Raw genomic sequence first — 14,349 nt, 5'->3', positions numbered from 1 at the left:
AGACAACGCGAACCGGCTTCGCGTCGATACGAATTCAGGAATAATCATGGCTCATCAAGGTCGGTTTCTCGTGCACTTGCCGCGCCCGGACGGCTCGGCGGATTTCCTGCACATCATCAAAAAATCCGAGGCGACGCTGCAAACAGCGGTCGACAGCATGGGTCCGGGTGATCCCGGAACCAAGGCCAGCGTCCACTTGATCGGTCCGGGGCACGACGCCGGCGATCCAGCAGGGACGGACGACCCGTTCGATCAGGCAGTACCGGGAGGCGAGAATATCGGCCGAGGTGCCATCGCCAACGGATACAAAGGACGCCACCACGCGGTTAAAATCTGGCGACGAGACCTCGATAGCGGCGATCGGATCGCCGGGTCCGCCGTTGACGACGCCGCCATGATCGGGCCACGCGCGTTGAACACCCTCCGGCACACGATCACAACCCTCGAGGATCAGCTGTCCGTTCCGGGCAAGTTGACCAAAGCTCAAGAAACGATCATGCGCGGTCACATCGACTCGGCGCTGGAGACCACTCATCACGTGGTGCTTCGGGCACGCCAGGAGTCCGAGGACAACGCCTTTCGAATCGACCAGAACATGCCAAAGAAAGTCAAGATTCGCAAAGTGCAGGATGGTCGCATCTTTGAGACAACTGACGACAGCCTGCCCAACGGCAGCGCGATGTATGACATGGAACAAGCCATTGGCAATGCCTCACACCCCGGGCCGATGCCAGACGGTGCCAAGTTCGTCCGAATGCGCGACGGCCATGGCTCGAACGGTGAGAGATTCGTCCACATGCGCGACGACCACGGCTCGAACGGTCAGAGATTCGTCCACATGCGCGACGACCACGGCTCGAACGGTCAGAGATTCGTCCACATGCGCGACGACCACGGCCCCAACGGCGAAAGATTCGTCCACATGCGCGACGACCACGGCCCCAACGGCGAAAGATTCGTCCACACCCTCTCGCCCGGGGTGGGCATGCCGATGCAGGGCCCGGTGAGCGGCGGCCAGTACTCGGGTGGCGGAGATGGCAGCAGCGCGATGTCCGCCTTGATGCCGCTGATACAGGCCGTGTCATCGCTCATGCAAAAACCCCAGCAAGGCGACTAGACGCATGGTCAGGATTTGGCCAGATACTCCAATCGCTCGGAATCCACGGCGGCATGCATCATGCTCGCCAAACCGGGGTGCCTGGTCAGGCCGGGGTCGGAGGCGACGACGGAGCGGGCGAATTCCTGGGCGGCGGTGATGACCTCCAGATCATCCAGCAGCGACAGCAGGCGCAGGGAGCGGGCCGTGCCGGACTGGGCGGCGCCGAGCACGTCGCCTTCGCGGCGGGTGCGCAGGTCGAGCACCGCGAGTTCGAAGCCGTCGGTGGTGGCGGCCACGGCGTCCAGCCGCGCCATCGCCGATCCGCCCGGCGCGGCGTCGGTGATCAGCAGGCACAGCCCCGGGTGCGTGCCGCGCCCGATCCGGCCGCGCAGCTGGTGCAGCTGGCTGACGCCGAAGCGGTCCGCGTCGACGATCACCATCACCGTCGCGTTCGGCACGTCGACACCGACCTCGACCACCGTGGTGCACACCAGCACGTCCACTGATCCGTCGTTGAACGCGCGCATCACCTGGTCTTTTTCGTCGGCGGGCAACCTGCCGTGCAGCAGGCCGACCCGCACGCCCGACAGCGGCCCGCCGCTCAGCATCTCGAACACGTCGAGCACCGCCTGCGTGGTCGGGCCCTCCTTCTCGCCGTCGCCGGACTTCGCGCGCCCGTTGCGGGACTTGCCCGTCCCCTCTTCGTCGTCGCCGATGCGCGAGCACACCACGTAAGCCTGGCGCCCGGCGGTGACCTCCTCCACGATCCGCTCCCACGCGCGATCCACCCAGTTCGGATGCTGCCTGCGCGGCACCACCTTGGAGACGATCGGCGAGCGGCCTTTCGGCAATTCGGTGAGCGTGGAGGTCTCCAGGTCGCCGAGCGTGGTCATCGCGATGGTGCGCGGGATCGGCGTCGCGGTCATCACCAGCAGATGCGGGCTCGCACCCGCTTTCGCCTTGGCGCGCAAGGCATCCCGCTGCTCGACGCCGAAACGATGCTGCTCGTCGACCACCACCATGCCGAGATCGAAGAACTCGACGTTGTCCTGGATCAGCGCGTGCGTGCCGATCACGATGCCCGCCTGGCCGGTCACCGCCTCCAGCAGCGCGGCCTTCTTGGCGGAGGCCGACATCGACCCGGTCACCAGCACCACGCGGGTCGCGTGTTCGGCCGCGCCGAGCTCGCCCGCGGCGCCCAGCTCGCCGAGCATGCCGCGTAACGACCGATAGTGTTGCGCGGCAAGCACTTCCGTGGGCGCGAGCAGCGCGCACTGCAATCCGGCGTCGACCACTTGGAGCATGGCGTGCAGGGCGACGATCGTCTTACCGGAGCCGACCTCCCCCTGCAGCAGCCGGTGCATCGGCTGCTCCCGGGACAGATCGGCGGAGATCTCGCCGACCACCTGCTTCTGCCCCGCGGTGAGCTCGAAGGGCAGCCGGTGATCGAACGCCGCGGCGATGCCGTCCGCGCGTGGCGGGCAGGCTCGCGCGCGACGGCCGGACACTTCGTGCCGCCGCTCGGCCAGCACCAGTTGCAAGGCCAGCGCCTCGTCGAAACGCAGCCGATCCCTGGCCCGATCGATGTCGGACTTGCGGTCGGGCAGATGGATCAGGCGCAGCGCGTCGGACAGGTTCAGCAGTGCGCGTTCAGCACGCATGGCTTCCGGCAGCGGGTCCTCGATGGGATCGAGCTGGTCGAGTACCTGGCGCACGCACGCGAGCACGTCCCAGCTCTGCACCTTCGCGGTCGCCGGATAGACCGGGATGAACTCCCGCTCCATGAACGAGCTGTCCACTCCCCCAGCGCCTTTCGCGCTCTCGGCGAGGCCGCGTAGATCCCCGCCGCCGCGCACCTTGGTCAGCGACCCGACCGAGTCGTCGCCGTCGGCCTCGGGCAGGATCAGGTAGCCGGGGTGGCTGAGGTTCCACTGACCGGGGCGCCAGTAGTTCACGGTGCCCGACATCATCGCCCGCAGTCCCTCGCGCACAACGTATTTCACCTTGTCACCATGGAAGAAGGTGACGTCGACGCCGCGGCCGGAGCCGGTGTCGAGGACCACCTTCAGCAGCGAACCGCGGCGATTGCGCATCGGCCGCAGCTCGGCCTTGGTGATCCGCCCGATGACCGTGATATGAGTACCGTCCTCGGGCGCCTCCTCGGTGAGCGGCTGGCCCTGGGTCGCATAGCGCAGCGGATAGTGCCGCAACAGGTCCTCGACGGTGTGCATGTCGAACGCGTCCGCCAGCGAGGCGGCCGCCTTCGCGCCCAGGATGTGGTCGAGCCGATCGCTCAGTGTCGCCATGCCCTACTCCACTCCGATCTGCACCAAATCGCCGTGCTGCCCACCGGAATACACGATCACCTCGACACCGGGGAAACCCTGCGCGATATGCGCGGCGAGTTCGGCGCCGAGTTCCTCCGGCGCCTCCGCGCCCATCAGCAGGGTGACCAGCTCACCACCGAAGGCGAGCAGCCGATCGAGCAGTGTCCGTCCGGCGGTGCGCACGTCGCGGTCGATCACGACGACCTCGTGGCCGACCAGCCCCAGCCCATCGCCCGATGCACAGGTGCCGACCAGGGTGAGCGCGCGCTCGGTGGCGGCACGCAGCGATCCCCACCGCGTCGTGGCGGCGGCCTCGGACATGGCGAAGGCATCGTCGACCGCGATCCGGCCGCGGTCGTGCACGGCCAGCGCGGCCAGACCCTGCACCATGGACGCGCTCGGCAGCAGCAGCACGTCACGATGCGCGTCACGGGCCGCGACGCCGACGGCGACCAGCTCGTGCGCGGGTAGCGCGCCGTTGGGCAGCACCAGCACCTCGCGGTTGGGCATCCGCCGGATCGCGGCCAGCAGCGTCGTCGCGGTGACCGCGGGGTCGGCCGCCAGCACCACCGCGCCCGCGTCCTCGAACAGGCTCGCGGCGCCGTCTCCGGCGACCACGGCCAGAATCCCGCGGTCTGCCGGGGGCCGCGATATCCACGCAGCGCCGAGAACGCCCGCCACCTGCGAGCCCGCAGCGGTAGATCCCACGACTGCGCCACCTGATGGTGCAGGTTCCACCCGTGCGGCGGACTCACGGCCGCTGCCTTCGGCCGCATCGGTCTCGTCAACGATGGCGAAGCTGCCGGTTCCCGCGCCTCCGCCGCGGCGGTCGGCCCACGGTACGACGGTTTCGTCGTGCCCCTCGTGGTGCGCCCCGAAAGCGACGTTCTCGATGCGGATCCGGCTGAGCGTGCCCGCCGCGATCCCCGCCTCCACCGCCGCGCCCGCGTCGGCACAGTGCACGTGGGCCGACCAGGACCGGTCGCCGTCGCCCACGACCACGACCGAGTCGCCGAGTTCGGCGAGGCGGGCCCGCAGCGCCGCCACTTTCGCCTCGTCGGCGTCGGCCAGCAGGTACATCACCTCGTATCGCGGCTCGGCGTCGACGGGAGCCGATCGCATCGCGGCCTCACGGGCCCGCGGATACTCCGGCCGCGTGGGCGCTTCGCCGCGGGTCACCGAGACCAGACTGTCCAACAGCACGACCAGTCCTCGGGCGCCCGCGTCGACGACACCGGCCGCGCGCAGCACACCGAGCTGAAAAGGCGTGTCGCCGAGCGCTTTGGCCGCGCCATCGGCCGCCGCGAGCGCAACGTCGCCCAGCGCCTGATCCGGGCAGGTCGCGGCGGCCGCGGACGCGCAGTCCAGGACGGTGAGGATGGTTCCCTCGATGGGCACGCTGAGCGCCTCGCGTACCAGCGCCGACGCCCTGGCGAGCGCGTCGCGCAGGCGGTCCGCTGTCAGCGGCCCGCCGCGCACCGCCTCGGCGACGCCGCGCAGCACCTGGGACAGGATGATTCCGGAATTGCCGCGTGCGCCGACCGTCGCACCGTGCGCCATCGCGGCGGCGACGGTATGGGCCGCGCTATCGGCGCTGTTCGCCGACGGGCTCGCCGCGGCCGCCTCCGCTGCCGCGACCGCGGCGCGCATGGTGGCAAGCAGATTGGTTCCGGTGTCGGCGTCCGGGACGGGGAAGACATTGAGCGCGTTGATCTCCTCGCGCCGCAGTTCCAGGCCGGTGAGGCAGGTGCGACCCCAGCACAGCAATGCCATGCCGTCCATCACATCCCGCGCTCCGGGCACGTCGACTCTCCCTTCCGCCACCTGCGCACCACCACCGACCGTCAGGTTAGCGGGCGGTGCCGACAGGGACCTGGCAACACCGTCCCACTACAATCGGGTGTGCCCAGCATCCGTTCCGGCACTCGTCCCCTGGGACCGGTTTGGTGGATCGGTGGCCGCACAGCTACCCTTGCAGGGTTGCCTCGCGCGGCCGTCGCCGGTCTGCGCTGGTCGGCTTCCGCCGACAGGGCACACTTGACATTGCACCGGGACAACGCCGCATCGCGAAGGCGGCGGTCCCCACATGACATGAAGGAGTTCGCGACTATGGCTGCCGTCTGCGACGTCTGCGCCAAGGGCCCCGGCTTCGGGAAGTCGGTCTCGCACTCGCACCGGCGCACCAACCGTCGTTGGAACCCGAACATCCAGACCGTTCGCGCACAGGTCGCGCCGGGCAACACCCGCCGCATGAACGTGTGCACCTCCTGCCTGAAGGCGGGCAAGGTCGTCCGCGGCTGATTCCGGCCTCCGGCCGACCAGCACCACCGGCACACGCCCCGGCACCCGTCTCGGGTGGTCCGGGGCGTCGTCATGACTGCGGCGGTTCGGCGAGCATGGCCGGTATGACCGACCATCCGTGGCGGATTCTGCCGCTGGCCGCCGAGCACACACGCAGCCTCGCCGAATGCCATATCGCCTGCTGGCGCGAGGCCTATCGCGACCTGGTACCCGCGCACGTGCTCGACGCGTTCGACGTCGACCGCCGGGCCGCGCAGTGGGAGCGCGACCGTGTGCGGCATCCCGGCCGCACGTATGTCGCGATCGTCGCCGACGCGGTGATCGGATTCGCCAGCGCAGGCCCGTCTCGCGACGCGCACGCCGTGGCCCCGTGGGAATTGCACGCCCTCTATGTCCGCACCCCCTGGCACGGCAGCGGCGTAGCCGACGACCTGATCCGCGCCGCGCTCGATCCGGCCGCCGCGTGCTCACTGTGGGTGTTCGAGCAGAATCCCCGCGCGCAGGCCTTCTACCGCAGGCACGGATTCATGCTCGACGGCACCCGCAAGGTCGAATCGTTCACCTCCGCGATCGAGGTGCGCATGGTCCGCCCATCGAGGACGCACGGCGACTTCGCACCGGCCGAGGCCCCGGATGGCACCGATTAGGGTGCAGACATGACCTCCACTGAGCAAGCCGAGTACGTGACGACCGTGGACGGCGTTCTCCGGATCACCATCGCCACCGCCGCGAACGGCACGTCGATGGACTTCGCCGGCATCAACGCGGGCACCGCCGCACTGGGCTCGCTCGGGGCCGACGTGGGCGCGGTGCTGCTGCGAGGCACCGGCGCGAACTTCTGCGCGGGCGGCGATGTGCGCGGCTTCGCCGCGGCGCCGGACCGCTCGGCGCACATCCACGGTCTCGCCACCGACCTGCACGAATTCGTCCGCGCGCTGGACGCAACGCCCGTCCCGGTGGTGGCCGCGGTGCAGGGCTGGGCCGCGGGCGCGGGAATGAGCCTGGTCTGCCTGGCCGACATCGCGCTCGGCGGTCCGGGCACCAAGCTGCGCCCGGCCTATCCGGGCATCGGACTGAGTCCCGACGGCGGCATGTCCTGGACACTGCCGCGCCTGGTCGGTGCGGGACGGGCCAGGGAGATCCTGTTGACCGACGCCGTGCTGGACGCCGACGACGCGGTGCGCCTGGGCATCTTGAGCAGGCTGGTCCCGGATACGGACATCGCCGACGAGGCACAGCGCCTCGCGCGCACTCTCGCCACCGGACCGCGTTCCACCCACGCGAGCATCAAATCTCTGCTGCGGGAATCGAATTCGGCGACGCTGAGCGATCAGCTGGACCGCGAACGGGACGGCATCGCCGCGGCGGCGAACTCGCCCGCCGGTCGCGAGGGCGTGGACGCGTTCGTCGCGAAGCGCAAGCCCGACTACACCGGGCTCGCCTGAGCCCGCGTCATTCCCGGATCGAGAGCACGAATTTCGCCACCGCATCGGTGAACGAGTCGTTGTCGTCACCGGCCGCGGTGTGCGCGGCGCCACCGATCTCCACGAGCTGGGCATGCGGCACCAACCGCTGGAACGCCTCGGCTCCCTCGGGACTCACCACGTCCGAACGCATACCGCGCACCAACAGCACCGGAATGCTCAGGATGCGCGCCGCGTCCTCCATCTGCTCGATCATCGCGGACGGGTCCTCGAGCCGGCCGCCGAGCATGTCCGGATCCCAATGCCAGTACCAGCGGCCGTCGCGTTCGCGCAGGTTGCGCAGCAGACCGTCGGTGTTCTTCGGGCGCGGGCGGTGCGGCAGGTACGCGGCGACCGCGTCGGCCGCCTGCTCGAGGCTGTCGAAGCCGTCGCGATGCTTGCCCATGAAGTCGATCACCCGTGCGACGCCTTCCGGCTCCGGCCTGGTCACGATGTCGACCAGCACCAGGGCGATGATCGCCTCCCCGCCGGGCCGCGCGGTGGCGAGCAGTCCGGTGATGCCGCCCATGCTGGCACCCACCACCACCGCGGGCGCGCCGAGTTGTTCCAGCACGAGCAGCAAATCCTGGACCATGGTGTGGCGCCGGTAGTCGCCGTCGGGCGCCCACTGGCTGTCGCCGTGGCCGCGCGCGTCCAGGGTGATGACGCGCATCCCGGACGCGCCCAACCGCGCGCCGGTCTGCTTCCACGAGTGACGGTTCTGGCCGCCGCCGTGCAGGAAGACGACGAGCGGGCCGTCGACCGGGCCGAACTGGTCGGCGGCCAGCTCGATTCCGCCCGAACCGCGCAGCCGGAGCCGAGACGGTTCGAGAAGATCGTTCGCATTACTCACGATCTGTAGGATCGCACAACACCGGCCTTCGGCGGGGCGAACCTGACGAATCGGTCGCTCAGCAGGCGAGGTTCCCCGCGAAGACCAGGCATGCGATCTTGGCGTGCACCGACGAGGAGATCGTGGAGGAGCCGCTGGAGGTGTACTCCTCGGCGACCGGAGCCGTGGTGGTCTCCGTGGCGGGCTCGAGCCGCAGTGGGGCGGCACCCGCGACGGCGGCGCCGCTGGTGAGCGCGGCGCAGACGGCCAGGGTCGCGGTGGTGCCGCGCAGCGCGCCGCGGACGGTGGTGTTGTGCATGGAAGAGCTCCTCACTCGTTTTCTCTCGGTCGATCACACACTGGCGCCCGATTCAGGGCAGGCGCCAGTCAACCGGTTCGGCCCCTAGTTCGTCGAGTAGTTCGTTCACTCGCGAGAAGGGGCGCGAACCGAAGAACCCGCGCGACGCGGACAACGGCGACGGATGCGCGGACTCGATATAGGGGATCTCGGACTCGATCAGCAGCGGCTTCAACGTCGCCGCGTCCTTGCCCCAGAGGATCGCCACCAGCGGCTCGTCCCTGGCGACCAAGGCCCGGATGGCCTGGTCGGTGACCGCCTCCCAGCCCTTGCCCCGATGCGAGGCCGGCTTGCCGGGCGACACGGTGAGCACTCGGTTCAGCATCAGCACCCCCTGGTCCGACCACGGACTCAGATCGCCGCAGGACGGCGTGGGGTGGCCGAGGTCCTTGCTGTACTCGGCGAAGATGTTGGCCAGGCTGCGCGGAATCGGCGAAACGTCCGGCGCCACGGAGAAACTCAGGCCCATCGGGTGGCCGGGTGTCGGATAGGGATCTTGGCCGACGACGAGCACATGCACGTCGTCGAACGGACGCTGGAAGGCGCGCAGGACGTTCTCACCGGCCGGTAGGTAGCCACGGCCCGCCGCGTTCTCGGCACGCAGGAACTCGCCCATGGCGGCAATCCGATCCGCCACCGGCTCGAGTGCCTTCGCCCATCCCGGATCCATGATTTCCGACAGTGGTTTCGTGCCCATGACCGCACAACTTAGCGTGGTTCGTCTCCGGTTGCCCAGGCCGCCCCACGGAACGATTCCCACCCACCGGCGCCGGTCTGCGCCACGCCGTCGACGGTGAGCCTGTGACCGGCCACAACCTGCCCGATCGCGACCCATCCCGCGGGTAGTGGACGGGCCGGCGCCCAGGTGCCCGCGAAGGCGTGGTCCTCGCCTCCGGCCAGGATCCATTGCGCCGCATTGGCGTCCAGCACGGCGGCGACGCGTTCCAGCGCCGGATCACGCAACGCCGCCGAATCCAGATCGATTCCGACGCCGGAGGCCGCGGCGACATGGCCCAGATCCGCGAGTAGCCCGTCGGACACGTCGGTCAGCGCGTGCGGCCCTGCCTCCGGCGAACCGGTCGTGACCGGCCGGCCCGGCTCACGCCGAAGCGCGTCCAGCACGGCGTTGTAGGGCGGCTGCGGAACTCGATGTGCGGCAAGCGCTTCCGCGACCTCGGCACCGGTCACACCGGCGGTGAACGCGTCGAGTCCGGCGGCCGACCAGCCGAGGCGGCCCGCGACCGCGACGATATCTCCCACGCGTGCACCGGATCTCGTGATCGGCGCGCCGCCACACAGGTCGCCGAAGGCGGTGACCGAGATGACCAGCTCGCGGCTGCGGACCAGGTCGCCGCCCGCGATGGACGCGCCCGCCCTCGCGGCCTCGGCCCACATCCCGTCCGCGAGGCCGTCGACCAGCTCGAGCGGGGTGTCGGCGGGGCAGCCGAGCGCGACGACGAACGCGGTCGGCGCCGCGCCCATGGCGACCACGTCGGCGGCGTTCTGCGCGATCGCCTTGCGGCCGATGTCCTCGGGGCCGGACCAGTCCAGCCGGAAATGCCGATCCTGCACCAGCATGTCGGTGGTGACCACGAACCGGCCGTCCGGAGCCGCGACCAGCGCCGCATCGTCGCCGGGGCCGAGCAGCACGCCCGGCGTCTGCACCCGCCCCGCGTTGATGCGATCGATCAGCGCGAACTCCCCCAGTTCACGCACTGTCCTCGGGCCCGTGCTCGCGCTGATGACCGATCCTTTCCGGCGCGCCGCTTGCTGGAACGAGGCCGACGGTACCCTTTCGCCAGGCACTCGAGTACCACCGGGCCGGTCCACCGGGTGGCCGCGCACCCGCGGTCCGGCCGACGCCCGATGCGCGCGAATAGGAAGGATCGGTGAGCATGGCGGCGGATTCGTCGAACCGCGATTCGACGGAACACGAGGACGAACACGCGGATGCCGCGAAATCCGCGTCCGATGCCCCGGACGCCGTGGGGGAAGACGGTCCGGCGACCGACGCCGGTCGCACCCAACCGGACGCGCCGACCGCCACCGAGCCGGCGAAATCGGACGCCGACGATGCGGATGGCGAAGCAAAGGAGCCGGACCGCCCGGCCGCCGCATCACCTCAGTACTCCCCGGCCCTCATCGCCACCGCCGTGGCGCTGCCGGTCGTCCTGGTCGTCGCGGTGCTGGTGGCCGCGGTGCTGGCGCGCCGCGCACCCGTCGAACGGGAACCGCTGGTCCTCGGCCCCGTTCCCGCCCCGGCCGCGGACGGTCCCGCCTGCGCCGCTCTGCTGCCCGCCCTGCCCGCGGACCTCGGCGAGTTCAGCAAGTCGACCCTCGTGGAGCCCGCTCCGCCCGCCACCCGAGCATGGCAGCGCACGGACGGCGGCGACCCCATCGTGCTGCGCTGCGGCTTGGACCGCCCGCTCGAGTTCAACCGCGCCTCGCCTTTGCAGATCGTGAACGGCGTGCAGTGGTTCGAGGCCCGGGACCAGGTAGCGAAGGCGAGCACCTGGTTCGCCGTCGACCGGAGCACCTACATCGCCCTGACCGTCCCCGACGGTTCGGGACCGACCCCGCTGCAAGAGGTCTCCGACACCATCACCGCCACCCTCCCCGCACAACCGATCGACCCGGGACCGCTGCCCAACTGACGCGCTCTGGCAAGGCTCGAGTGCAGCCGCTCGGCGAGGGCCGTCATCCGCGCCAACCCGCGCCGCCAGCAGCGGGCGTCGCACTCGGTGCCGCGGGAATCCGGTCAGCCTGGCCAGTGTCCGGAGGGCCACTCGCGGGCAGTCATCGCGGATTCGGCCGCGCCGCGACCCATCTCCCGTGCTCGACGCTCCGGGGCCGGTGGCCGAGTCCGACGCGGGCGGATCGGCGCATTTGTCCCGCGACGGCCGGCCGTTCCCGCGCGCCGACGATCGACGTATGGGCCTGCCGCGCGTTCGATGCCGCAGCAGTCCAGGTCGCATGCACCCGACGCGTTTTCCTGGCCCGCGCGACTTTCGCGGAGCCCGGGGACGCACCACTCAGCGCAGGCCGGTGCCGCGGGCGAGGGCCGTTTCGATGAGCGTGGACACCAGCGTGGCGAAGTCGACTCCGGTGGCCTCCCACATGCGCGGGTACATGGAGATCGCGGTGAAGCCGGGCATGGTGTTGATCTCGTTGATCACCGGCCCTTGCTCGGTGACGAAGAAATCGACCCGCGCCAGCCCCTGGCAGTCGAGAGCCTGGAAGGCACGCACCGCCAGTTCCCTGATCCGGTCGGAGACCTCGTCGTCCAGCTTGGCCGGGACGTCGAATTCGCAGACGTCGTCAAGGTATTTGGTGTCGAAGTCGTAGAACTCGGGCGCGGCGGCGGTGCTGTCGTCCTCCGGCATCCGGATCTCCGCGACCACGCTCGCCGAGACCCGCCCGTCCGGGAATTCCAGGACACCGCACTCTACTTCGCGTCCGACGATGCCCGCTTCCACGATCACCTTCGGATCGTGTGCGCGCGCCGCGGCGATCGCCGCGTCCAGCTCGTTCCAGTCGGTCACTTTGGTGATGCCAATCGATGACCCGCCGCGCGCGGGCTTCACGAACACGGGCAGTCCCAAGCGCTGCCGGTCCTCCTCGGCGACCGTCGCGGCGCCGGGCCGCAGCACCACTTGGGTGCCGATCGGCAGTCCCTCGGCCGCGAGCAGCTTCTTGGTGAACTCTTTGTCCATGCCCGCCGCGCTGGCCAGCACCCCTGGCCCTACATAGGGGATTCCGCCGAGCTCGAGCATCCCCTGCAGGGTCCCGTCCTCGCCGAACGGCCCGTGCAGGATCGGGAACACCACATCGACCGAACCGAGGGCGGCGGCCGGATCGTCGAGCGCGATCAGCGCCCCCGGGCGGCTCGGGTCGGCGGCCAGGGTCAGCACCGTGCCGGTGGCGTCCACCGACGGCAGGGCGCGGTCGTGAATGCCGAGTGCGGCCACGTCCGAACCACCGAGCACCCAGCGGCCCGCCGTGGTGATGCCGATGGGCACGACCTCGTACTTCTCCGGATCCAGATGGCGCAGCACGCTGCCGGCCGATACGCAGGACACGGCGTGCTCGTTACTGCGTCCGCCGAACACCACCGCAACCCTGATCCGGTTCCTCATGCCCGGAACCGTACCCGTTTCGGCGAGCGTACCCACCGTTGACCGTCCGGCTGCGGCGATATCCGCCCCGGGCCGGGCGGATCCGGATCACTCCGGTTTGATCCGCCGTCCGAGCAGCTTGTCGACGGCTTCGCGGACCGAGAGCCCCTCATGGCAGACCTGGTGCACCGAGGTGGTCAGCGGCATCTCGACCCCGTGCCGCTCGGCCAGCGCGCGAATCGATGTGCAGGACTTCACACCCTCGGCGACCTGGCCATGAGTGGCGGACTGGGCGGCATCCATCGACCCGCCCGCGCCGAGCACGTGACCGAAGGAGCGGTTGCGCGACAGCGGCGAGGTGCAGGTGGCGACCAGGTCGCCGACGCCGGCCAAGCCGGCCAGCGTGGCGGGTTCCGCGCCGAGGGCCACCCCGAGCCGGATGATCTCGGCCAGACCGCGGGTGATCAGGCTGGCGATCGAGTTGTCGCCGAGACCCATTCCCGAGGCGATGCCGCAGGCGAGCGCGATGACGTTCTTGCAGGCACCGCCGATCTCGCAGCCGATCACATCGGTATTGGTGTACGGCCGGAAATATCCGGTCGCGCTGGCGTGCTGCACCGCGACCGCGCGGTCGGTGTCCGAGCAGGCGATCACGGTCGCGGCGGGCTGACCCACCGCGATCTCGCGCGCCAGGTTCGGCCCGGACAACACCGCGATCCGGTTCTGGTCCGCGCCGGTGACCTCCCCGATCACCTGGCTCATGCGCAGCAGCGACCCGGTCTCGATGCCCTTGGCCAGGCTCAGCAGCGTGGCGTCCGGAGCGATCAAACCCTTCCACTCCGCGAGGTTGACCCGCAGGGATTGGGATGGCACCGCCAGCACCACGATCTCCGCCCCGTCCAGCGCCACCGCGGGGTCGTGGGTGGCCGCGATCGGCGGCAGCGGAATATCGGACAGGTAATCGGGATTGCGATGTTCGGAGGCCAGCGTCGCGGCGACCTCGGGCCGCCGGGCCCAGATCGTGACCTCGGTTCCCGCGTCCGCCAATACCTTCGCGAACGCGGTGCCCCACGATCCCGCGCCCAGCACCGCTGCCCTCGTCATCAGCCCAATATGCCATGGAAGGATTGCACGCATGCGCCCGCACTCCGTGCATGCCGTGATCGCGGTCAAGAGCCTCGATCGGGCCAAGAGCCGACTGGCCGACCGGCTGCGCCCGGAGCACCGGGCGCGGCTGGTGCTGGCCATGCTCGCCGACACCGTGACCGCCACCGGAGCGGTCACCGCTGTGGTATCCGTGACCGTGGTCACCCCCGACCCAGCGGTCGCCGATCTGGCTCGTACGCTCGGCGCCGACGTCCATCCGGAGCCGCGCGAGCGGAACGCCGACGGACTGAACACCGCCTTGGCCGCCACCGCCGCCGCCTTGCGCGCCGCGCACGGCCCCATCGACCTGCTCGCCTTGCAGGCCGATCTGCCCGCGCTGCGCCCGGAAGAGCTCTCGGACATGCTCGCCACCGCCCCGCCCGGAGTGCGGTCGATCGTGGTCGACCACGCGGGCAGCGGAACCGCCGCGCTCGTGGTCCGCGACCCGGTCGCCGCGCTCGACCCGCGCTTCGGACCGGGGTCGGCCCGCAGTCATATCGCCGCGGGTGCGGTCGATCTCGCCGGGGACTGGCCGGGACTGCGCCTGGACGTGGACACCGCCGAGGATCTGGACCGCGCCGTAGCGCTCGGGGCCGGCGATGCGACCCGCGCTGTCCTGCATGACATCGGTTGGCCGGGCGTCGTTCACGAGCACGTTCCCCACGTGTGCTAGGCGGTCGCCGCGGTGGCGTGAGACATACGTCAATC

General features: G+C 70.2%; 14 protein-coding genes. 6 read left to right on the top strand and 8 right to left on the bottom strand.

Going from position 1 to position 14,349, the window contains the following annotated elements; all coding sequences use genetic code 11:
- Nucleotides 1-46 precede the first annotated feature (46 nt).
- Complete coding sequence (locus tag ACWPXK_RS11445; protein WP_454196036.1) at nucleotides 47-1,117, top strand: hypothetical protein; 1,071 nt, start codon at nucleotides 47-49, stop codon at nucleotides 1,115-1,117.
- Between the two features lie 8 nt (nucleotides 1,118-1,125).
- On the opposite strand, the gene recG is transcribed toward ACWPXK_RS11445, so the two are convergent.
- Together recG and ACWPXK_RS11435 are read right to left on the bottom strand one after the other, a co-directional pair.
- The gene (gene recG / locus ACWPXK_RS11440; protein ID WP_454196035.1) at nucleotides 1,126-3,405 is read right to left on the bottom strand and encodes an ATP-dependent DNA helicase RecG; all 2,280 of its coding nucleotides are present in this window, start codon (nucleotides 3,403-3,405) and stop codon (nucleotides 1,126-1,128) included.
- 3 nt (nucleotides 3,406-3,408) lie between these two features.
- A complete protein-coding gene (locus tag ACWPXK_RS11435) occupies nucleotides 3,409-5,208 on the bottom strand; it encodes a DAK2 domain-containing protein (protein ID WP_454196419.1) in 1,800 nt (599 codons plus the stop codon).
- A gap of 327 nt (nucleotides 5,209-5,535) precedes the next feature.
- Between ACWPXK_RS11435 and rpmB the strand changes: the two genes are divergently transcribed.
- The 3 genes from rpmB (at nucleotide 5,536) to ACWPXK_RS11420 (ending at nucleotide 7,172) form a co-directional block, all read left to right on the top strand.
- Complete coding sequence (gene rpmB, locus ACWPXK_RS11430; protein WP_011210730.1) at nucleotides 5,536-5,727, top strand: 50S ribosomal protein L28; 192 nt, start codon at nucleotides 5,536-5,538, stop codon at nucleotides 5,725-5,727.
- Between the two features lie 104 nt (nucleotides 5,728-5,831).
- Nucleotides 5,832-6,374 carry an N-acetyltransferase family protein gene (locus ACWPXK_RS11425; protein WP_454196034.1) on the top strand — a complete coding sequence of 181 codons (543 nt, stop codon included), beginning with the start codon at nucleotides 5,832-5,834 and terminating at the stop codon, nucleotides 6,372-6,374.
- Nucleotides 6,375-6,383: 9 nt separating this feature from the next.
- Nucleotides 6,384-7,172, top strand: a complete 789-nt coding sequence (locus ACWPXK_RS11420; protein WP_454196033.1) for an enoyl-CoA hydratase/isomerase family protein — start codon at nucleotides 6,384-6,386, stop codon at nucleotides 7,170-7,172.
- Nucleotides 7,173-7,179: 7 nt separating this feature from the next.
- On the opposite strand, the gene ACWPXK_RS11415 is transcribed toward ACWPXK_RS11420, so the two are convergent.
- The 4 genes from ACWPXK_RS11415 to ACWPXK_RS11400 are packed head-to-tail and all read right to left on the bottom strand — an operon-like array spanning nucleotide 7,180 to nucleotide 10,096.
- Entirely contained in the window at nucleotides 7,180-8,043 is an 864-nt protein-coding gene (locus tag ACWPXK_RS11415) for an alpha/beta fold hydrolase (RefSeq protein ID WP_454196032.1), read from the bottom strand.
- 58 nt (nucleotides 8,044-8,101) lie between these two features.
- Nucleotides 8,102-8,341, bottom strand: coding sequence for a hypothetical protein (locus tag ACWPXK_RS11410; RefSeq protein ID WP_364331109.1), 240 nt, complete (start codon nucleotides 8,339-8,341; stop codon nucleotides 8,102-8,104).
- Between the two features lie 52 nt (nucleotides 8,342-8,393).
- A complete protein-coding gene (locus ACWPXK_RS11405; RefSeq protein ID WP_454196031.1) occupies nucleotides 8,394-9,077 on the bottom strand; it encodes a uracil-DNA glycosylase in 684 nt (227 codons plus the stop codon).
- 11 nt (nucleotides 9,078-9,088) lie between these two features.
- The gene (locus ACWPXK_RS11400; RefSeq protein WP_454196030.1) at nucleotides 9,089-10,096 is read right to left on the bottom strand and encodes a thiamine-phosphate kinase; all 1,008 of its coding nucleotides are present in this window, start codon (nucleotides 10,094-10,096) and stop codon (nucleotides 9,089-9,091) included.
- 179 nt (nucleotides 10,097-10,275) lie between these two features.
- Here ACWPXK_RS11400 and ACWPXK_RS11395 point away from each other — a divergent pair, with 179 nt between their 5' ends.
- Nucleotides 10,276-11,034 carry a DUF3515 domain-containing protein gene (locus ACWPXK_RS11395; protein WP_454196418.1) on the top strand — a complete coding sequence of 253 codons (759 nt, stop codon included), beginning with the start codon at nucleotides 10,276-10,278 and terminating at the stop codon, nucleotides 11,032-11,034.
- Nucleotides 11,035-11,412: 378 nt separating this feature from the next.
- Here the strand turns inward: ACWPXK_RS11395 and ACWPXK_RS11390 are convergent, their stop codons facing one another.
- Complete coding sequence (locus ACWPXK_RS11390) at nucleotides 11,413-12,516, bottom strand: D-alanine--D-alanine ligase family protein (protein ID WP_454196029.1); 1,104 nt, start codon at nucleotides 12,514-12,516, stop codon at nucleotides 11,413-11,415.
- Nucleotides 12,517-12,603: 87 nt separating this feature from the next.
- On the bottom strand, nucleotides 12,604-13,599 hold the full coding sequence (locus ACWPXK_RS11385) for an NAD(P)H-dependent glycerol-3-phosphate dehydrogenase (RefSeq protein WP_454196028.1): 996 nt from the start codon (nucleotides 13,597-13,599) through the stop codon (nucleotides 12,604-12,606).
- A gap of 31 nt (nucleotides 13,600-13,630) precedes the next feature.
- On the opposite strand from ACWPXK_RS11385, the gene cofC reads away from it, so the two are divergent.
- Nucleotides 13,631-14,314, top strand: a complete 684-nt coding sequence (gene cofC, locus ACWPXK_RS11380) for a 2-phospho-L-lactate guanylyltransferase (protein WP_454196027.1) — start codon at nucleotides 13,631-13,633, stop codon at nucleotides 14,312-14,314.
- Nucleotides 14,315-14,349: the final 35 nt, after the last annotated feature.

It is taken from the genome of Nocardia sp. Marseille-Q1738, assembly GCF_965283145.1.
Note: the sequence above shows the minus strand (reverse complement) of the source record. Positions and strands in the feature narration are given on the sequence as shown.

Bases quoted from the DNA above. Each gene is read 5' to 3' on its own strand.
- recG (WP_454196035.1), bottom strand. From the start codon at position 3,405: ATGGCGACACTGAGCGATCGGCTCGACCACATCCTGGGCGCGAAGGCG.
- ACWPXK_RS11385 (WP_454196028.1), bottom strand. From the start codon at position 13,599: ATGACGAGGGCAGCGGTGCTGGGCGCGGGATCGTGGGGCACCGCGTTC.
- ACWPXK_RS11435 (WP_454196419.1), bottom strand. From the start codon at position 5,208: ATGGACGGCATGGCATTGCTGTGCTGGGGTCGCACCTGCCTCACCGGC.
- cofC (WP_454196027.1), top strand. From the start codon at position 13,631: ATGCGCCCGCACTCCGTGCATGCCGTGATCGCGGTCAAGAGCCTCGAT.
- ACWPXK_RS11445 (WP_454196036.1), top strand. From the start codon at position 47: ATGGCTCATCAAGGTCGGTTTCTCGTGCACTTGCCGCGCCCGGACGGC.
- ACWPXK_RS11390 (WP_454196029.1), bottom strand. From the start codon at position 12,516: ATGAGGAACCGGATCAGGGTTGCGGTGGTGTTCGGCGGACGCAGTAAC.
- ACWPXK_RS11405 (WP_454196031.1), bottom strand. From the start codon at position 9,077: ATGGGCACGAAACCACTGTCGGAAATCATGGATCCGGGATGGGCGAAG.
- rpmB (WP_011210730.1), top strand. From the start codon at position 5,536: ATGGCTGCCGTCTGCGACGTCTGCGCCAAGGGCCCCGGCTTCGGGAAG.
- ACWPXK_RS11425 (WP_454196034.1), top strand. From the start codon at position 5,832: ATGACCGACCATCCGTGGCGGATTCTGCCGCTGGCCGCCGAGCACACA.
- ACWPXK_RS11420 (WP_454196033.1), top strand. From the start codon at position 6,384: ATGACCTCCACTGAGCAAGCCGAGTACGTGACGACCGTGGACGGCGTT.
- ACWPXK_RS11395 (WP_454196418.1), top strand. From the start codon at position 10,276: ATGGCGGCGGATTCGTCGAACCGCGATTCGACGGAACACGAGGACGAA.
- ACWPXK_RS11410 (WP_364331109.1), bottom strand. From the start codon at position 8,341: ATGCACAACACCACCGTCCGCGGCGCGCTGCGCGGCACCACCGCGACC.